The organism is Kitasatospora sp. NPDC057512 (assembly GCF_042802135.1).
Lineage (GTDB): Bacteria > Actinomycetota > Actinomycetes > Streptomycetales > Streptomycetaceae > Kitasatospora.
The window spans coordinates 1-14,872 of record NZ_JBHVET010000128.1; the positions used below are offsets into that span (position 1 = coordinate 1).

The 14,872-nt window shown below is 74.0% G+C and carries 10 protein-coding genes; 6 read left to right on the top strand and 4 right to left on the bottom strand.

Translation table 11 applies throughout. From position 1 onward, the window contains the following. Window positions 1-21: 21 nt before the first annotated feature. Complete coding sequence (locus ACFU6K_RS11770; protein WP_380662394.1) at window positions 22-3,408, bottom strand: FtsX-like permease family protein; 3,387 nt, start codon at window positions 3,406-3,408, stop codon at window positions 22-24. 431 nt (window positions 3,409-3,839) lie between these two features. Between ACFU6K_RS11770 and ACFU6K_RS11775 the strand changes: the two genes are divergently transcribed. Next, entirely contained in the window at window positions 3,840-4,571 is a 732-nt protein-coding gene (locus ACFU6K_RS11775) for an ABC transporter ATP-binding protein (protein ID WP_380662395.1), read from the top strand. A gap of 146 nt (window positions 4,572-4,717) precedes the next feature. Here ACFU6K_RS11775 and ACFU6K_RS11780 read toward each other — a convergent pair whose 3' ends face one another. The 3 genes from ACFU6K_RS11780 to ACFU6K_RS11790 all read right to left on the bottom strand — a co-directional run bounded on the left by ACFU6K_RS11780 (window position 4,718) and on the right by ACFU6K_RS11790 (window position 9,341). After that, complete coding sequence (locus ACFU6K_RS11780; protein WP_380662396.1) at window positions 4,718-6,340, bottom strand: FAD-dependent oxidoreductase; 1,623 nt, start codon at window positions 6,338-6,340, stop codon at window positions 4,718-4,720. Window positions 6,341-6,695: 355 nt separating this feature from the next. Beyond that, entirely contained in the window at window positions 6,696-8,315 is a 1,620-nt protein-coding gene (locus tag ACFU6K_RS11785) for an alpha/beta hydrolase (RefSeq protein ID WP_380662397.1), read from the bottom strand. Window positions 8,316-8,735: 420 nt separating this feature from the next. Beyond that, the gene (locus ACFU6K_RS11790; protein ID WP_380662398.1) at window positions 8,736-9,341 is read right to left on the bottom strand and encodes a TetR/AcrR family transcriptional regulator; all 606 of its coding nucleotides are present in this window, start codon (window positions 9,339-9,341) and stop codon (window positions 8,736-8,738) included. A 223-nt stretch (window positions 9,342-9,564) separates the two neighbouring features. Here ACFU6K_RS11790 and ACFU6K_RS11795 point away from each other — a divergent pair, with 223 nt between their 5' ends. The 5 genes from ACFU6K_RS11795 to ACFU6K_RS11815 all read left to right on the top strand — a co-directional run. Further along, window positions 9,565-10,818, top strand: coding sequence for an FAD-dependent monooxygenase (locus ACFU6K_RS11795; protein WP_380662399.1), 1,254 nt, complete (start codon window positions 9,565-9,567; stop codon window positions 10,816-10,818). Window positions 10,819-10,875: 57 nt separating this feature from the next. After that, window positions 10,876-11,397, top strand: a complete 522-nt coding sequence (locus ACFU6K_RS11800) for a MarR family winged helix-turn-helix transcriptional regulator (RefSeq protein ID WP_380662400.1) — start codon at window positions 10,876-10,878, stop codon at window positions 11,395-11,397. A gap of 114 nt (window positions 11,398-11,511) precedes the next feature. Continuing rightward, window positions 11,512-12,000, top strand: a complete 489-nt coding sequence (locus ACFU6K_RS11805; RefSeq protein WP_380662401.1) for a hypothetical protein — start codon at window positions 11,512-11,514, stop codon at window positions 11,998-12,000. Further along, window positions 11,997-12,863, top strand: a complete 867-nt coding sequence (locus tag ACFU6K_RS11810) for an NmrA family NAD(P)-binding protein (RefSeq protein WP_380662402.1) — start codon at window positions 11,997-11,999, stop codon at window positions 12,861-12,863. Before ACFU6K_RS11805 ends, ACFU6K_RS11810 begins: the two co-directional genes overlap by 4 nt. Window positions 12,864-13,283: 420 nt before the next feature. Beyond that, window positions 13,284-14,872: amino acid adenylation domain-containing protein (locus tag ACFU6K_RS11815; RefSeq protein ID WP_380662403.1), on the top strand; the 1,589-nt coding region annotated here is incomplete at its 3' end.

Consider the following 14,872-nt stretch of genomic DNA (forward strand, 5'->3'; position numbering starts at 1 on the left):
CGGTGGTGCCGGCCTTGGTGGTCACATCTCCTCCACGTGGCGCAGCCGCGCGGCCACGTCTCGACGCCGGCGCCCGATCAGGAAGGCCGACAGCAGCGGGACGACGGCGATCGCGCCCGCGAACAGCAGTGCCTGACCGAACGGCAGCTCGACCAGGGCCTCCGGCACCGGGCGGCGGGCCGCCGGGGTCAGCACCACGAAGGGCACGATCAGCCGGACGAGCAGGGCTCCGAGGGCGAGGCCGACGACTCCGCCCAGGCCGACCAGTACCGCGTTCTCGGCGGCGACGGTCCGGGTGACCTGCTTGCGCGGGGCGCCCAGGGCGAGCAGCAGCGCGGAGTCCCGGGAGCGCTCGTGCGCCGAGCCGGCCACCGCGGCGGCGAAGCCGATCGCGGCGAGCACGGCGGTGACGATCGCGATGGCCATCAGCGCGCTCTGCGGGGCGGCGCCGACCGGGTCGCCGAGGAGGCCCTCGGAGACCTCCTCGTAGAGCGCGAGGTCCTGGCTGCCGGGTGCGCCGCGCAGGGCGGCGGCGGCCTCGGTCGGGGTGCGGTCGCCCGGCCCCGTGGCGGGCAGCCACCACTCGGTGCGGGACGGCAGGTTGCGGTCCTGGACGGACAGCATCCGGGCGACCGAGCCGAGGTCCAGCAGGAGCGCCCGCCGGCCGGCCACCGGGAGGGCCTCGACCGCGCCGGTCACCTTGACCGGGACGACGACCCCGCTGAACGGCACCTGGAGGGTGTCACCGACCGAGGCGCCGACGGACTTCAGGTAGTCGTGGGTGGCGACGCCGTTGACGGCGGCCGGCAGGGGCGCCCCGGTCGGGCTCAGCACCGCGCGGATCGGGTCTCCGATGCCGCCCGCGGGGTGGTAGCGGACCGTGAACAGGCTGTCGGCGGCGGCCGCTTCGGAGGCGAGCGCGGCCACCGGCGAGCCACCCGCGCCGTTGCGGGACTCCGGCGGCTTGATGGTCCAGCCGGCCCCGGAGGGCACCGGGACGGCGGTGGACGGTCCGTCGGCGGTGTCCGAGACGGTCAGGTTCCGCAGGGTGACCTCGCCCTCGCTGCGGTCGCCGAAGGCGACGTTCGCACCGACCACGGTCAGCGGGGCGGCGACCGAGCCCACCGGGGCGTCGACCAGCGCGCCGAGCCGGATCGAGGAGCGCACCTGCCCGTTCACCGGGAGCTCGCCGAACGGGACCTTGTGGACCAGGCCGAAGCGGTCGCGCAGCAGCAGCCGGACCTCGGGCTGGACCGGGACGCTGGTGAACCGCGGGTTCTTCGGCTCCTGCTGGCTCACCGCGATGTCCGCGTCGATCCGCAGCGGGCTGCCGGGCAGCGGGATGCCGGCGGGGGCGGGGGAGGCGAGCGAGCCGAAGAGCTCCGTGCCGGTGCGGCCGTCGAGCAGGTCGGAGCGGACCGGGACGCGTTCGGCGAAGGCGGCGGCGTCCACGGCCATCAGCTGGCCGGAGCCGCCCTGCAGCGGCTGCTCGTCGCGCACCACCGCGACCAGCCGGTCGCCGCCGGGCAGGCTGCCGTAGCGGCCGCCCTGACCCATCGGCGCGTTGTGCGAGCCGGAGATGCGCAGGCCGCCGGCGGTGGCGAAGGCCGCCTGGTCGCGCTGGGAGGCGGTCCAGGTGGCGTGCTGACCGAGCGCCAGGACGCCGGTGGCCACGGCCATGACGAGCAGCAGGACGGGACCGGTGGCGCGGCCGGGTCGGCGGGCCAGCTGCCAGCCGACCATGGCGGGGCCGAGGCCGCTGCCCCGGGCCGCCGCGCGGGCGCCGAGCCGGGCGACGACCGGCAGCAGCCGCAGCACCACCAGGGTGCCGGCGCACAGGGCGAGGGTCGGGGTGGCGACCAGCAGCAGGTCCACGTCGAGCCGGCCGGTGGAGTCGGGGGACAGCCCGCCGCCGTACTGGTCGAGCTGCTGGTAGGCGAGCGCGGCCAGGGCGAGCACGGCGATGTCGCCGCCGTTGCGGGCGACGCCGGAGACCACGGCCTGGCGGCGGCCGGCCCGGCGGCGCAGGGCGGCACCGACGCCGCGCACCACGCTCGGCACGGTGGCCAGCAGGATGCAGGCGAACGCGCAGACCACGGCCACCGGCCAGAGCGACCAGCTGATGCCGGTGTCCAGGGCGACCTGGTGGGCGCTGCCGAGGCCGGCCAGCGCGCGGACCAGGAACGGGGTCAGCAGCGGCGCGAACACCGCCGCGGGCAGGGCCAGCAGCAGCGACTCCAGGGCGGTGAAGGAGCCGAGCCTGACGGCCGAGGCGCCGCGCGCGGCGAGCATCTCGTTCTCGGACTCCTGCCGCGCGGCGATCAGGTGGACGACCAGCAGCAGGGCCGCCGCGGCGAGCACCGCCAGCTGGAGGGCGCCGATCAGCAGGGTGGACCGGGCGACCACCATGCTGTCGGACAACTCGCGCATGATGTCGGGCAGTTCGGTCTTCGCGGCGAGCGAACCGGAGGTCCGCAGCTCGTCGGAGAGACGCTGGGCGCGGTCGCCGACGGCCTGTGCGGCGGCCCGGTCGACGCCGGAGAAGTCGGCGTCCAGCGACCAGCCGCGGCTGCTCTGGACCAGGCCGGCCGTGGTGAAGGCGCTCTGGTCCACCATCATCGGGCCGAAGGTGGTGAAGCCGGCGACCTCGATCTCGTGGCCGCCGACCGGGTCGATCCGCCAGTACGGGGCCGCCGGGTCGGTGGCGCGGTAGACGCCGGTGATCCGGACGGTCAGCGGCTTGCTGTCGTTCCGGTCGACGAGCCGGACCTCGGCGGGCAGGGCCTGCTCGGTCAGGCCGAGCCGGCGCAGCAGGCTCTGCGGGACGGCGGCCTCCGGGGCGGCGGACCGGACCGGCCCGGTGGCGGCGCCCGGCCAGGCGCCGGCCACCAGTTGGACCCGGCCGCGGTCGAGGTCGGCGAGGACCGTCAGGTCGAGCTGGGCGCCGGGGGCCTGGCCGGCGGAGGCGCCGGCTGCGCCGGTGCCGTTCGCCGCGGGGCCGTTGGCCGGGCTGCCGGTCGTTGGGTTGGCGTTGGCCGGGTTGCCGTTCGCCGCAGTGCCGTTCGGCGCAGTGCCGTTGGCCGCGGCCCCGGAGCCGGGCAGGCTGTAGGAGCGGCTGCGCATCACGCTGTCGGTGTGCACGGGCAGGTCGCCGAAGAGCTTCTGCCGGTAGGAGGCGAGCGCCTCCTCGTCCTTCGTCCGCTGGTCAAGCCCGTGCTCGCCGGTCACCGTCACCGTGGTCCGGGCGTGACCGGGCCCTTGGAGCGCCTGTCGCAGGCCGGCCTCGCCGACACTGCTGTTGAAGGCGACCAAGGCGGTCAGCACGGATGTGGTGATCAGCACCGCGAGCAGGACGGCGGCAGCCAGCGGCACTCGTCCGCGCAGTCGGCGCACGACGAAGCCGAGCATCAGGTTCCTCCCCCGGACTTACGTCCCCGGTTGCATCCCCGGGCCCCGCTCGTCGGTCCGATCCGAGTGCCGATCCGCGTACAGATCGGTCACAGATGGACACACCGCGGGCACACCGGCGCATTGATCACCGGCTATCGGTCGCCGGATAGCGGACGATGCTGTCAGATTCGATCCAGGAACGGAAGGGACTTGCGCGAATCAAGTAAGCAGTGAGCAAATTCCTTTCATTGGTAGCATCCCGGCCGGGGATGCCCTGCTTGAAATGCCATGAACACCTCACAAATCCGGCTTCGGCGCACTCCTTTGGCCCGGGACACCGACTTCTTCGGATTCCCGCCCGGGAACGTGAACCGCCGGAGCACTCATATCCGTAGAACCGGACGGGACCCGGATGGAACCGGGCCGCCACGCCCACAGGGGGACGCCGCATGACGCAGCCTCAGGCCGCCACCGCCGAGACCACCACCCAGCCGATGGTGGCCGTCACCGACCTCCGCCGGAGCTTCGGCACCGGCGAGCGGACCGTGCACGCCCTGCGCGGCGTCTCGTTCACCGTCGGCCGTGGTGAACTCGCCGCGCTCAAGGGCCGGTCCGGCTCCGGCAAGACCACCCTGCTGAACCTGGTCGGCGGCCTGGACGCGCCGACCGGCGGCAGCATCGCGCTGGACGGCATCGACCTCGCCTCGCTGGACGAGGACGGCCGGCTCGCCCTGCGGCGGGAGCGGATCGGCTTCGTCTTCCAGTCCTTCGGGCTGATCCCGATGCTCACCGCCGCCGAGAACGTCGGCGTGCCCCTGCGGCTGCGCAAGGCCCCGGCCGCCGAGCGCGAGGAGCGCGCCCACACCCTCCTCGCCCTGGTCGGCCTCGCCGACCACGCCAACCAGCGCCCCGGCGAGCTCTCCGGCGGCCAGCAGCAGCGCGTCGCCATCGCCCGCGCGCTGGCCAACCAGCCCAGCCTGATCATCGCCGACGAGCCGACCGGTCAGCTGGACTCCGAGACCGGCCGCTCGATCATGGAGCTGCTGCGCGCGGTGGTGCGCAGCGAGGGCGTCACGGTGCTGGTCGCCACCCACGACCCGACGCTGATGGGGCTCGCCGACCGGGTGATCGAGGTCCGGGACGGACGGATCGTCGAGGAGGGGGCGGAGCAGGCCGCCTAGCGGGACGGGGCCGGGGCCCCGGGGTTGGTCCGGGGTAGCTCCGGGGGCCGTCCGGGGGTGAGTCCCGGGTGTGCGTGACGGGCCCGCTGTACGGGTGTGGGGATGCGGGGTGCCTCCCCACACCCGTGGGGCGTCGGCGTTCGGGCTCAGGGCTTGGCCGGGGTGATCGATTGGGCGTGGTGGAACACCTCCTCCCCGTCCCAGTAGGCCTTGGTGCGTTGCAGCCGCGGATAGTTGCCCTTGTAGTAGAGGCGCGGGTAGTCCGGGTCGGGCTGGTCGGCGGTGCCCAGGTCGGTGTCCGGGTAGTTGACGTAGGCGCCGTCCGTCGCGGTGTCGACCTCCGGGACACCGCCCGTCTCCCGGTAGACGTCGCGGTACAGCCCGCTCAGGTAGGCGAGGTGCTTCTCGTCCTCGGCCGGGTCCGTCCAGTGCGTCTGGTACTGCAGCTTCATGATCGAGTCGCGCTGCGGGACGGCCGTCTCCTCGGGGCGGCGGGTGTTGATCCGGCAGCCGTAGGAGTCGATCTGGACCACCGTGTTCGAGAGGTCCGCGCCCTCGACGTCCCGCACCAGCCAGTCCCAGAAGGCGGCGATCTGCGCCGGGGCGAACGGCTCCCGGTGGTAGGCCGACTTGTGCTTGCCCCGCTCGTTGTCTCCCGAGGGGTTGAGCGTCATGGTCGCCTGGAACCACGGCATCCGGCGCCGCTTGTCCGGGTAGGGCAGGAACAGCCCGCCGGCCGAGCGGGTCTGCACCACCGGGCGCGTCGTCATCCCCTGTTCGACGGCTGCCACGAAGGCGTCGAGCGGGGCCGGATCCTCCCCGTCCCACTGGCTGAACAGGACGACGTTCCCGTTGGAGTGGTGGGTGAGCTTGAGGATGGCGAACAGCCCCTGGTACACCGCCTCCCCCGGGCCGCTGTGCTCGGCCATGAAGGCGCCGAAGTTGGCCACCAGGGTCTCGAAGTCGGCCGGCCGCCGGAGCAGTTCGGCCCAGGGCCAGGCCACGCTGCTCAGCCAGACCCGGTGCGGCGGCTGGGGCACGTCCGGCGCGAAGTGGTACCGCAGCACCACCCCGAAGTTCCCGCCCCCGCCGCCGGTGTGGGCCCAGAAGAGGTCCTGTTCGGGCGAGCCCTGCGCGTCCTCGCGGTGCGCCTTCGTCACCACCGCCCGACCGCCCCGGACGGTGACCACGTCGACCTGGACGAGGTGGTCCACGGTGAGCCCGTGCCGCCGGGAGAGCAGGCCGTACCCGCCGCCGCAGACGTGCCCGCCCGCGCCGACCGAGTAGCAGGAACCGGCGGGCAGGGTGACGGCGTACTCGCGGAACAGCGTGGTGTAGACGTCCCAGTTGGTCGCGCCACCGTCGACGCTGTAGGCGGGCCGGCCGAACTTGTCGGTCGAGGCGGCGACGCCGCGCATCGTACTGAGGTCGAGGATGACGCCCCGGTCGTTGTCGACGAAACCCTCGTAGCAGTGCCCGCCGCCGCGGACCGTCGGCCGTAGCCCGCCGTCCAGCGCGCGGTTCACCTCGGCGACCGCGTCGGCCTCGTCGCCCACCAGCCGGATGTAGGCGGGACTGCTGCTCCACCGCTGGTTGAAGCCCTGGGCGAGGGTCTGGTAGCGGGGGTCGCCGGGCAGCACGGAGCGCCCCTTCGGCAGCTCCCGGCGCGCGCCCTCGGCCGCCGCCGCGCCCGTGGAGGCGGCGGTGATCCCGGCGGCCGCCGCGCCGGCACCGCCCAGGAATCCCCGCCGGGAGAATTCGTACCGCATGTTCCGTCCCCACTTTCCCGAGTCCGAGAGAAGCCGGCGGCCCGCACGCTAACACGGATATCCGGCCACGGGAATCGGTTAATGGAAAGTGTGACAGTACGTCATTTCTGCTGGTCCACCCGGGCCTTGACCGTCATCCTGGCACCGGAATCCCATTGTCAGTGGCATGGGCTATGGTCGCCGACAACTCGCAGGAATCCGCTCCACGGGAGGTTCGATGACGATTCGTCCGCGCATTCTCCGGGCCCTCCCGGCCCTCCGGGAACTCGCCCGGAAAGCACGGTCGTGGTGGCCGGCAGCATCGCCGACCACCACGACCGTCAACTCCTCCCCCGGGTCACCGGGGGCCGTTCCGTCAGACCGCCGGGAAGATCTCCGCGTCCGGCTTCAGCAGCTGGCCGGCCGCCGGCGCGGTGCCGTCGACCAGGTAGCGGGTGACCATCTTGTTCAGCGCCTGGCTGCGGCCCACCGCGCAGTGCTCGATCGAGTCGACACTGACCAGCACCGCGTTGCCCAGCTCCTGCTGCATCCGCTGGGCGAACTTGTACTGGGTGGCCGGGTCGTAGAGGTTGCCGATCACCATCACGGTGTTGGAGGTCTTCTTGTTCCACGGGCCGGAGAAGCGCTCGGCGTCCCGGGCCGGGGCCGGCCAGCTCGCGCACGCGGGCGCGTCGAAGGCCTGGTAGCGGCCGAAGGTCGGCATCTCCTTCTCCCAGGCCTTGGCCGCGTTCGCGAACACCCGGTCGTTGGAGGGGTACGGCTTGTCCTGGCAGTTGACGGCCAGGTAGGAGTCGTCCGCGGTGTACTCGGAGTCGACCGGGGCCTCCCGCAGCGCCGTCCGCGGGACGTCCACCGAGAGCAGGTTGGCGTCCTCGTCCGAGACGTTCGCCTGCGGGGCCAGCAGGGCGGCCGCGGCCGGCTTCTGGAACACCTGGTAGGTCGCCTGGAGGGACTTGGCCAGCGGGGCCAGCTTGGCCTGCGAGTACAGGGCGCTGGCCACCTCGCCGGTGAAGCTGCTCAGCGTCACCTTGGAGCCGTTCGGCAGCGTGATCGGGCTGGTCCGCAGGTGGTCGCGAAGCTGGTCGAACTTGGCCCGGGTGTCACCCTCGCCGAAGGCGCAGCGCGGGGCGCCGGCGGTCTGGCAGCGCTTGAGGAACTCGTCCAAGGCCAGCTCGAAGCCGTTCGCCCGCTGGCGGTCGTACTCCAGGCCGTTGTGCAGCCGCAGGTTCGGGTCCACGTTGCCGTCGACGATGATCGCGCGGACCTTGTTCGGGTACATGTTGGCGTACGTCGAACCGATCAGGGTGCCGTAGGAGAACCCGGCGAAGGTGAGCTGGGAGTCGCCGACGGCGCGGCGCATCCGGTCGAGGTCGCGCACCACGTTGATGGTCGACATGTGCTCGATCAGCGGGCCGGCGTTCTTGCTGCACGCGTCGGTGTAGTCCTGGTCCGCGTCCAGCGTCTCGTTGATCTCGGCCTTGGTGACCGGCACGCCGACCATGCGGTTGGTGACCGCGTCGGCGTCCTCCTGGGTCTTGAAGCACTTGAGCGGGTTGCTCCGGGCCACGCCGCGCGGGTCGAAGCCGACCAGGTCGAACCTGGACTGCACCTCGGTGCCGAAGCGGGCGGTCGTCGCCCACAGGTAGCCACTGCCGCCCGGGCCGCCGGGGTTGAGGAACAGCGAGCCGATCCGCTTCGACGGGTCGCTCGCCCGCCGCCGCATCATCGCGATGCCGACCTTCTCACCCGACGGCTTGTCGTAGTCCAGCGGCACGGGGTAGACGGCACAGTCGTAGATGCCGGGGTCCGGCTTGGTCGGGTCGGGGTTGCACGGCGTCCAGGCGACGGGATCGACCTTCGCCTCGGCCAGGCTCGGGGTCTGGTCAATAGGCGCTGCCGAAGCGGCCGCGGCGGTGCCGGTGACAAGTGCGAGAGCGCAGGTGACCGCTCCGGCCAGCGTGGATATGCGGGACAAGGAACCTCCTCCGTACTGAAAGGGCGGCCCCAGCCTGTCAGTCGGAGATCTCCGTGGGAAGACCTGGGAGCGGCGTAAATCATCCACCTGTCATGCGACCCATCGCTAAATATTCTGTGAATGAACCAACTTGACGGTTGATTGACCTGAGACGGCGTCATCCGGAGTCGCCGATCAGCCGTCGGCCGTCCGGGTTCGGTGGGGGGCGGGAGGCTTCCGGCGGGGGGCGAGCGCGGCCGACCGGGGGTGCGGATTTCCCGCGCGGCCGAACGCTCCGGGCACCCCGCTATTGCGCAATCGGCATCGAGGGCGCGACGCAACGCTCCCCTCCGATGCCCGGCGGCCGGTGGACGGAGGTGGTTCCGGGCGATCGGAGCGGCCCGGCTCGCGTCGGCGAGGACCGGCCCGGCCCGGCACGCCTCAGCTCGCGGCCGCTCCCCGCAGGGCGGCCGCCACCAGTCCCTGGATCGCATCGGCCCCGGGCTCGCCACCACCCACCAGGTGCTCGAAGACCAGGCCGTCGACGCAGGCCAGCAGCGTGGCGGTCCGCCCGTCGGGATCGGTCACGCCCTGGTCGGCGAGGAACGCGCGGACGGCGGCGCGCCCCGCGTTCTCCCGCGGCACGAGGATCTCGCGCAGCTCGGGATCGCGCACGCTCTCCACCGCGCAGGCGTACCGGGCCAGCGAGCGCCGCCGCCCGTCGCCGGACAGTCGCCGCCGCGTCAACTCGGCGATGCCGTCGGCCAGTTCCGAAGCCGAACGGACCGGCACCTGCTCCCCCATGGCATGCAGCTCGCCCTGGTCCAGCTCCACCAGCCGCCGCACCAGCGCGGTGAGCAGCGCCTGCCTGGTCCGCAGGTAGGCCGAGGTGGTTCCGACCGGCAGCCCGGCCGCCGCGTCGACCGCCCGGTGGGTCAGCCCACGCACCCCGAGGTCGGCCAGCACCCCGATCGCGGCGTCCGCCAACACCGTCCGGCGGTCCGGCCGCCCCGCATCGTCCCGCTTCTGGTCCTCGTGTCGCCGCATCCCTCCTTTCTACCGGGGCCACGGCGCCCGGCGCGCACCACCTCGGTCCGGGCCGACCGCCGGTCGCCGGTCGCCGACCGCCAGCCGCCAGTCGCCAGCCGCCGCCCCGACAAGCCCACTGCCCGGGCAGTCCCGCCCCCACCCCGTCCACCTGCCGAGAGCCCCGTAGTACGCTCCTTCTACAGATGTAGAAAGCAGCGCGGCAACACGGGAAGGACCGGGCATGAGCAGCAGCAGCGCGGTGGTGGTCGGGGGCGGCATCGGCGGACTGGCGGCCGCGATCGGGCTCCGACTGGCGGGGTGGGACGTGACCGTGGTCGAGCGGGCGGCCGTCCTGGACGATGCGGGCGCCGGCATCTCGCTGGCCGCCAACGGGATGCGCGCGCTCGCCGCCCTGGGGGTCGGCGAGGCCGTCGAGGCGGCCGCCCGCCGCCAGTACACCGGCGGCACCCGGACGCCGGACGGCCGCCGGCTCGCCGCGATGGACGGTGCGGCGCTGGAACGCGAGCTGGGCGCCCCGATCGTCGGGATCCCCCGCGCGGCCCTGCACCGCATCCTGCGCGAGGCGCTGCCCGCCGAGTCCCTGGTCGTCGGCGCCGAGGTGACCGAGCTGGACACCACCCGGCCGTTCCGGGTCCGGGCCGGGTTCGGCGGCACCACTTCCCCGGCGACCGACCCCCAGCAGGCCAACCGCCTCAAGGCCGACGTCCTGGAAGCCGACGTCCTGGAAGCCGACTTCCTGGAGGCCGACCTCCTGGTCGCGGCCGACGGCATCAACAGCCGGCTCCGGCGCCGCCTCTTCCCCGACCACCCCGGGCCGGTCTACAGCGGCTCGACGGTGCTCCGGGCGATCACCGAGCGCCCGGTCGACGGACTGAAGGCCGACTTCGAGATCACCTGGGGACACGGCGCCGAGTTCGGCCACATCGCCTTCCCGGACGGCACCGCCGAGTGGCACGCGGTCCTGAACGCCCCGGCCGGGGTCCGCTACCGGGACCCGCTGGCCGAGGTCCGCCGCCGCTTCGCGCCCTGGCACGAGCCGATCCCCTCGCTGCTGGCCGCGACCCGGCCGGAGGCGGTGCTGCACCACGACATCAACGAGCTGACCACCCCACTGCCGTCCTACGTCTCGGGGCGGGTCGCACTGCTCGGCGACGCGGCGCACGCCATGACGCCCCACCTCGGCCAGGGCGCCTGCCAGGCACTGGAGGACGCGGTGACCCTGGCGGCGGCGCTCGCCGAGGCCCGGACGGTCGAGGGCGCGCTCGCCCGGTACGACGCGGCCCGCCGTCCGCGCAGCCAGACCGTGGCCCGGGACGCCCGCCGGGCCGGCCGGATGGGCCAGCAGCTCGCCCACCCGCTGGCGGTCGGCCTGCGCAACGCCGCGATCCGGCTCACCCCGCCCGGCGCGATGGTCCGGACGGTCCTGCGGCACGCCGACTGGACGCCGCCGCGGATCGCTCCGCGTGCCGCTTAGGCACAAGTCCATGGCCCCGCTTGACCCGGAATCAGGTTAGGCGCCATATTACTTCTCGTGATCCAGTACTCCGAGGGCGGCCCCGCCGCCCCCAGCCTCGACCAGGCGCGCCGTCAGATCGCCCGCTACGGCCTCTCGGCCGATCCGCAGGCGGTTCTGGTCGCGGCCCGGCTGATGGCGGCGGGGGCCCGGATCAACCAGGCCGGCGAGGTGCACTTCGGCCGCTTCGGCCTCTCCACCGGCCGCTACCGGCTGCTGGCGGACCTGGAGGACCACGGCGGCGAGAAGTCGCCCTCCCAGCTCGCCGCGAGCCTCGGCGTCTCCCGGGCGACCGTGACCGGCCTGGTCGACGGCCTGGAGCGGGAGGGTCTGGTGGCCCGCCGGCCGTCCACCGAGGACGGCCGCGGCAACGTGGTGATCCTCACCGCGCGGGGCGCCGACCGACTGCGGGAGCTGGCACCCGAGCACTTCGCCCGGATGCAGGCGCTGGTCGGGGGGCTCTCCATCGAGGAGCGCGCCACCTTCCTGGACCTGCTGGCCCGGGTGGTCGCGGGCATGGACGCGCTCACCGAGGACTGATCCGCACCCAGGCAGGCCGCCGGACGGTGGCCCGCCTCCCTTCAGCCCCAATAGTTAGGCACCTAAGCACAAATACTTAGGCACCTAACTACCAACGAGAGGAAGCCCGATCCGATGAGCAAGAAGGCCCCTGGCGCTCCCCCACCCTTCGTCCTGTGGCGCGAGGTCCTGCTCGCGTACGCCATGCCCGCCGCCATGGCCGGGACCGGCGGAGCCGTCACCGGCCAAGCCCAGCTGGTGGCCGCCGCGCTCACCACCATCGGCGGCACCTCCGCCCTGGTGGCCGCCGCACTGGGCGCCGCACTGCGCCGCCGCCCCGTCCGCACCCGGCCCGCCCGGACCCCGCGCGCACTCGCGGCCGCCGCCCTCGGCCTGGCCGGAGCCGCGCTCGGCCTGGCCGTCGGCCTCGCCGCCGCCCGCTGGCTGCCGCAGGTCCCCGGGCTGGCCGACAGCCCGTGGCCGCACCGGCTCCCGCTCGACCTGCCGGTCTCCTCGGCGATCGCCGCCACCATCACCACCTGGCACTGGCGCGGCAGCCGCCCGGCCCGCACCGCACAGCACCGGCTCCCCACCGCACCCCTCCCCGAAAGGCAGACGTCATGATCGTCATCATGGGCGCCGGTGGCACCACCGGCGGCGCCACCCTGCGCAGCCTCGCCGCCCTCGGCGCACCGAGCCGCGCCCTCAGCCGCGAGCCCGCCCGGCTGGCCGCCGCGCTCGACGAGCGCACCCTCGCCCGGACGGCCACCCTCCCGGCGGACGCCGCCGACCCGGCCTCCCTGCGCGCGGCCTTCCGCGGCGCGCACCAGCTCCTCCTCACCATGGCCAACGGCCCGCAGCAGGTCCGGTACGAGCTGAACGCGATCGAGGCGGCACTCGACTGCGGCGTGGAGCACATCGTCAAGGTCTCCGCACCCGCCGCCGAGCCGGACTCCCCCGTCGCCGTCTCCCGCGGCCACCACCTGATCGAGGAGCGGCTGCGCTCCTCCGGCATCACCGCCACCGTCCTGCGGCCGTACGCGTTCATGCAGAAGCTGCTGCTCCTGGCGCCCGGCATCGCCGCCGCCGGGGTGGTGCACGGCGCGCTGGGGCAGGCGCGCTGCAACTACGTGGACGCCCGGGACATCGGGGACGCCGCGGCCGAGGTGCTCACCCGCCCCGAGCTGGCCGGCGGCACCTATCCGCTCACCGGCGGGCGGGCCTACAGCCACCCGGAGCTCACCGCACTGCTGGGCGAGCTGCTCGGCCGACCGGTCCGCTACCTCGACCTGAGCCCGTCCGAACTGCACGCCCACCTGGTCGGCCGGGCCGGGATGCCGGACTGGCTGGCCACCCACGTGGTGGAGATCCAGCAGCTCGCGGTGGTCCGCAAGGAGACGCCGGACGACACCTTCCTCCGCCTCGCCGGACGCGCTCCGCGCACCCTGGAGGCCTTCCTCGACGAGAACCTGCACCGGTTCCGCTGACCGCCGGGCCGTACGGCGGGCCCGGGGCCGGGCCGAAGGGGCCGGAGCGAGGGGACCGAACCGAAGGGACCGGAGCGCAAAGCCCGGCCCGCCGACGGCCCGCCACCCGAAGGGAGCAGCATTCGCTGTGGTGTGGATCACGGTCGAAAAATCGACCTGACGATCCGTCAATTTCACTGACACCTCGTCACATCAATTCCGACAGGCCTCAGTTACTGACTGATGATGCGTCAGATTCGGCCACTCCGGCGCCAGTTGGGCCGTGTGTCCGCTCCTGCCGGGTCGCCGCCCCGGGTCTACCATCGGTCGGGTTGTCCGCTCCGGCCCCGGAGTGGGGTCACCCGATCAGGCGGTGCCCCCACCGCCCCAGGGGCCGGGCATCGGTCGGAACGGGGCGAGGACGAGGAGCGCACGGCTGCCATGACAGCTGAACCGAGCCACCCGGAGCAGTACCCCACGCCACCGCAGGGGCCGACGCCCCAGGCCGAACCCGCCCAGGGGCCCACACCCCACACCGAGCCCGCACAGGAGCCGGTCCCCCGGCCCGAGCCGGCCCTCGCCCTGTTCCCCGGCCGCCCGGCCGCCGCCCCGCGCACCCTCGTCGACGTGCTGGACGCCACCGTGTCCGCCCACCCCGACGAGCCCGCCCTGGACGACGGGCACACCGTGCTCAGCTACCGCGCGCTGGCCGCCGAGGTCGAGCAGCTGCGCCGCCGACTGGCCGCCGCCGGGATCGGCCCGGGCGACCGGGTCGGCGTGCGCGTGCCCTCCGGCACCAACGACCTGTACGTCTCGATCCTCGCGGTGCTCGCCGCCGGGGCCGCCTACGTCCCGGTGGACGCCGAGGACCCGGACGAGCGCGCCGAGCTGGTCTTCGGCGAGGCCGCCGTCGCCGCCGTGCTCGGCGCCGGGCGCGGCCTGGCGACCACCGGCGAGCGCGCTCCCGCCCTGGAGCGCCGCCCCACTCCCGCCGACGACGCGTGGATCATCTTCACCTCCGGGTCGACCGGCAAGCCCAAGGGCGTGGCCGTCACCCACCACAACGCCGCCGCCTTCGTGGACGCCGAGGCCGCGCTCTTCCTCCAGGACGAGCCGATCGGCCCCGGCGACCGGGTGATGGCCGGCCTCTCGGTGGCCTTCGACGCCTCCTGCGAGGAGATGTGGCTGGCCTGGCGGCACGGCGCCTGCCTGGTGCCGGTCCCCCGCTCCCAGGTGCGCAGCGGCGCCGACCTCGGCCCGTGGCTGGCCGAGCAGGAGATCACCGTGGTCTCCACCGTTCCGACCCTGGCCGCGCTGTGGCCGGCCGAGGCCCTCAACGAGGTGCGGCTGCTGATCTTCGGCGGCGAGGCCTGCCCGCCCGAGCTGGTGCAGCGCCTGGTCACCGAGGGCCGCGAGCTGTGGAACACCTACGGCCCCACCGAGGCCACCGTGGTCGCCTGCGCCGCCCTGCTGACCGGCGAGGGCCCGGTGCGGATCGGCCTGCCGCTGGACGGCTGGGACCTCGCCGTGGTGGACGAGGCCGGCCTGCCGGTCGCCCCCGGCGGCACCGGGCAGCTGGTGATCGGCGGGGTGGGCCTGGCGCGCTACCTCGACCCGGAGAAGGACGCCGAGAAGTACGCGCCGCTGCCCTCGCTGGGCTGGGAGCGCGCCTACCGCAGCGGCGACCTGGTCCAGGCGGACCCGGCCGGCCTGCTGTTCCTCGGCCGCACCGACGAGCAGATCAAGCTGGGCGGCCGCCGGATCGAGCTCGGCGAGGTCGACGCGGCCCTGCAGGCCCTGCCGGGCGTGGCGGGCGCGGCGGCCGCCGTCCGGACCGCGCGCGGCGGCAACCAGCTGCTGGTCGGCTACCTGGTGGTCCAGGACGGCTTCGACCGCGAGCAGGCCGTCGAGCGGCTGCGCGCCGAGCTGCCCGCCGCCCTCGTGCCGCTGCTGGCGACCGTCGGGACCCTGCCCACCCGCACCTCCGGCAAGGTCGACCGGGCCGCCCTGCCCTGGCCGCTGCCCGAGCC

Coding starts and splice junctions, on each gene's coding strand:
- ACFU6K_RS11770 (WP_380662394.1), bottom strand. CDS start 3,408: ATGCTCGGCTTCGTCGTGCGCCGACTGCGCGGACGAGTGCCGCTGGCT.
- ACFU6K_RS11775 (WP_380662395.1), top strand. CDS start 3,840: ATGACGCAGCCTCAGGCCGCCACCGCCGAGACCACCACCCAGCCGATG.
- ACFU6K_RS11780 (WP_380662396.1), bottom strand. CDS start 6,340: ATGCGGTACGAATTCTCCCGGCGGGGATTCCTGGGCGGTGCCGGCGCG.
- ACFU6K_RS11790 (WP_380662398.1), bottom strand. CDS start 9,341: ATGCGGCGACACGAGGACCAGAAGCGGGACGATGCGGGGCGGCCGGAC.
- ACFU6K_RS11795 (WP_380662399.1), top strand. CDS start 9,565: ATGAGCAGCAGCAGCGCGGTGGTGGTCGGGGGCGGCATCGGCGGACTG.
- ACFU6K_RS11805 (WP_380662401.1), top strand. CDS start 11,512: ATGAGCAAGAAGGCCCCTGGCGCTCCCCCACCCTTCGTCCTGTGGCGC.
- ACFU6K_RS11810 (WP_380662402.1), top strand. CDS start 11,997: ATGATCGTCATCATGGGCGCCGGTGGCACCACCGGCGGCGCCACCCTG.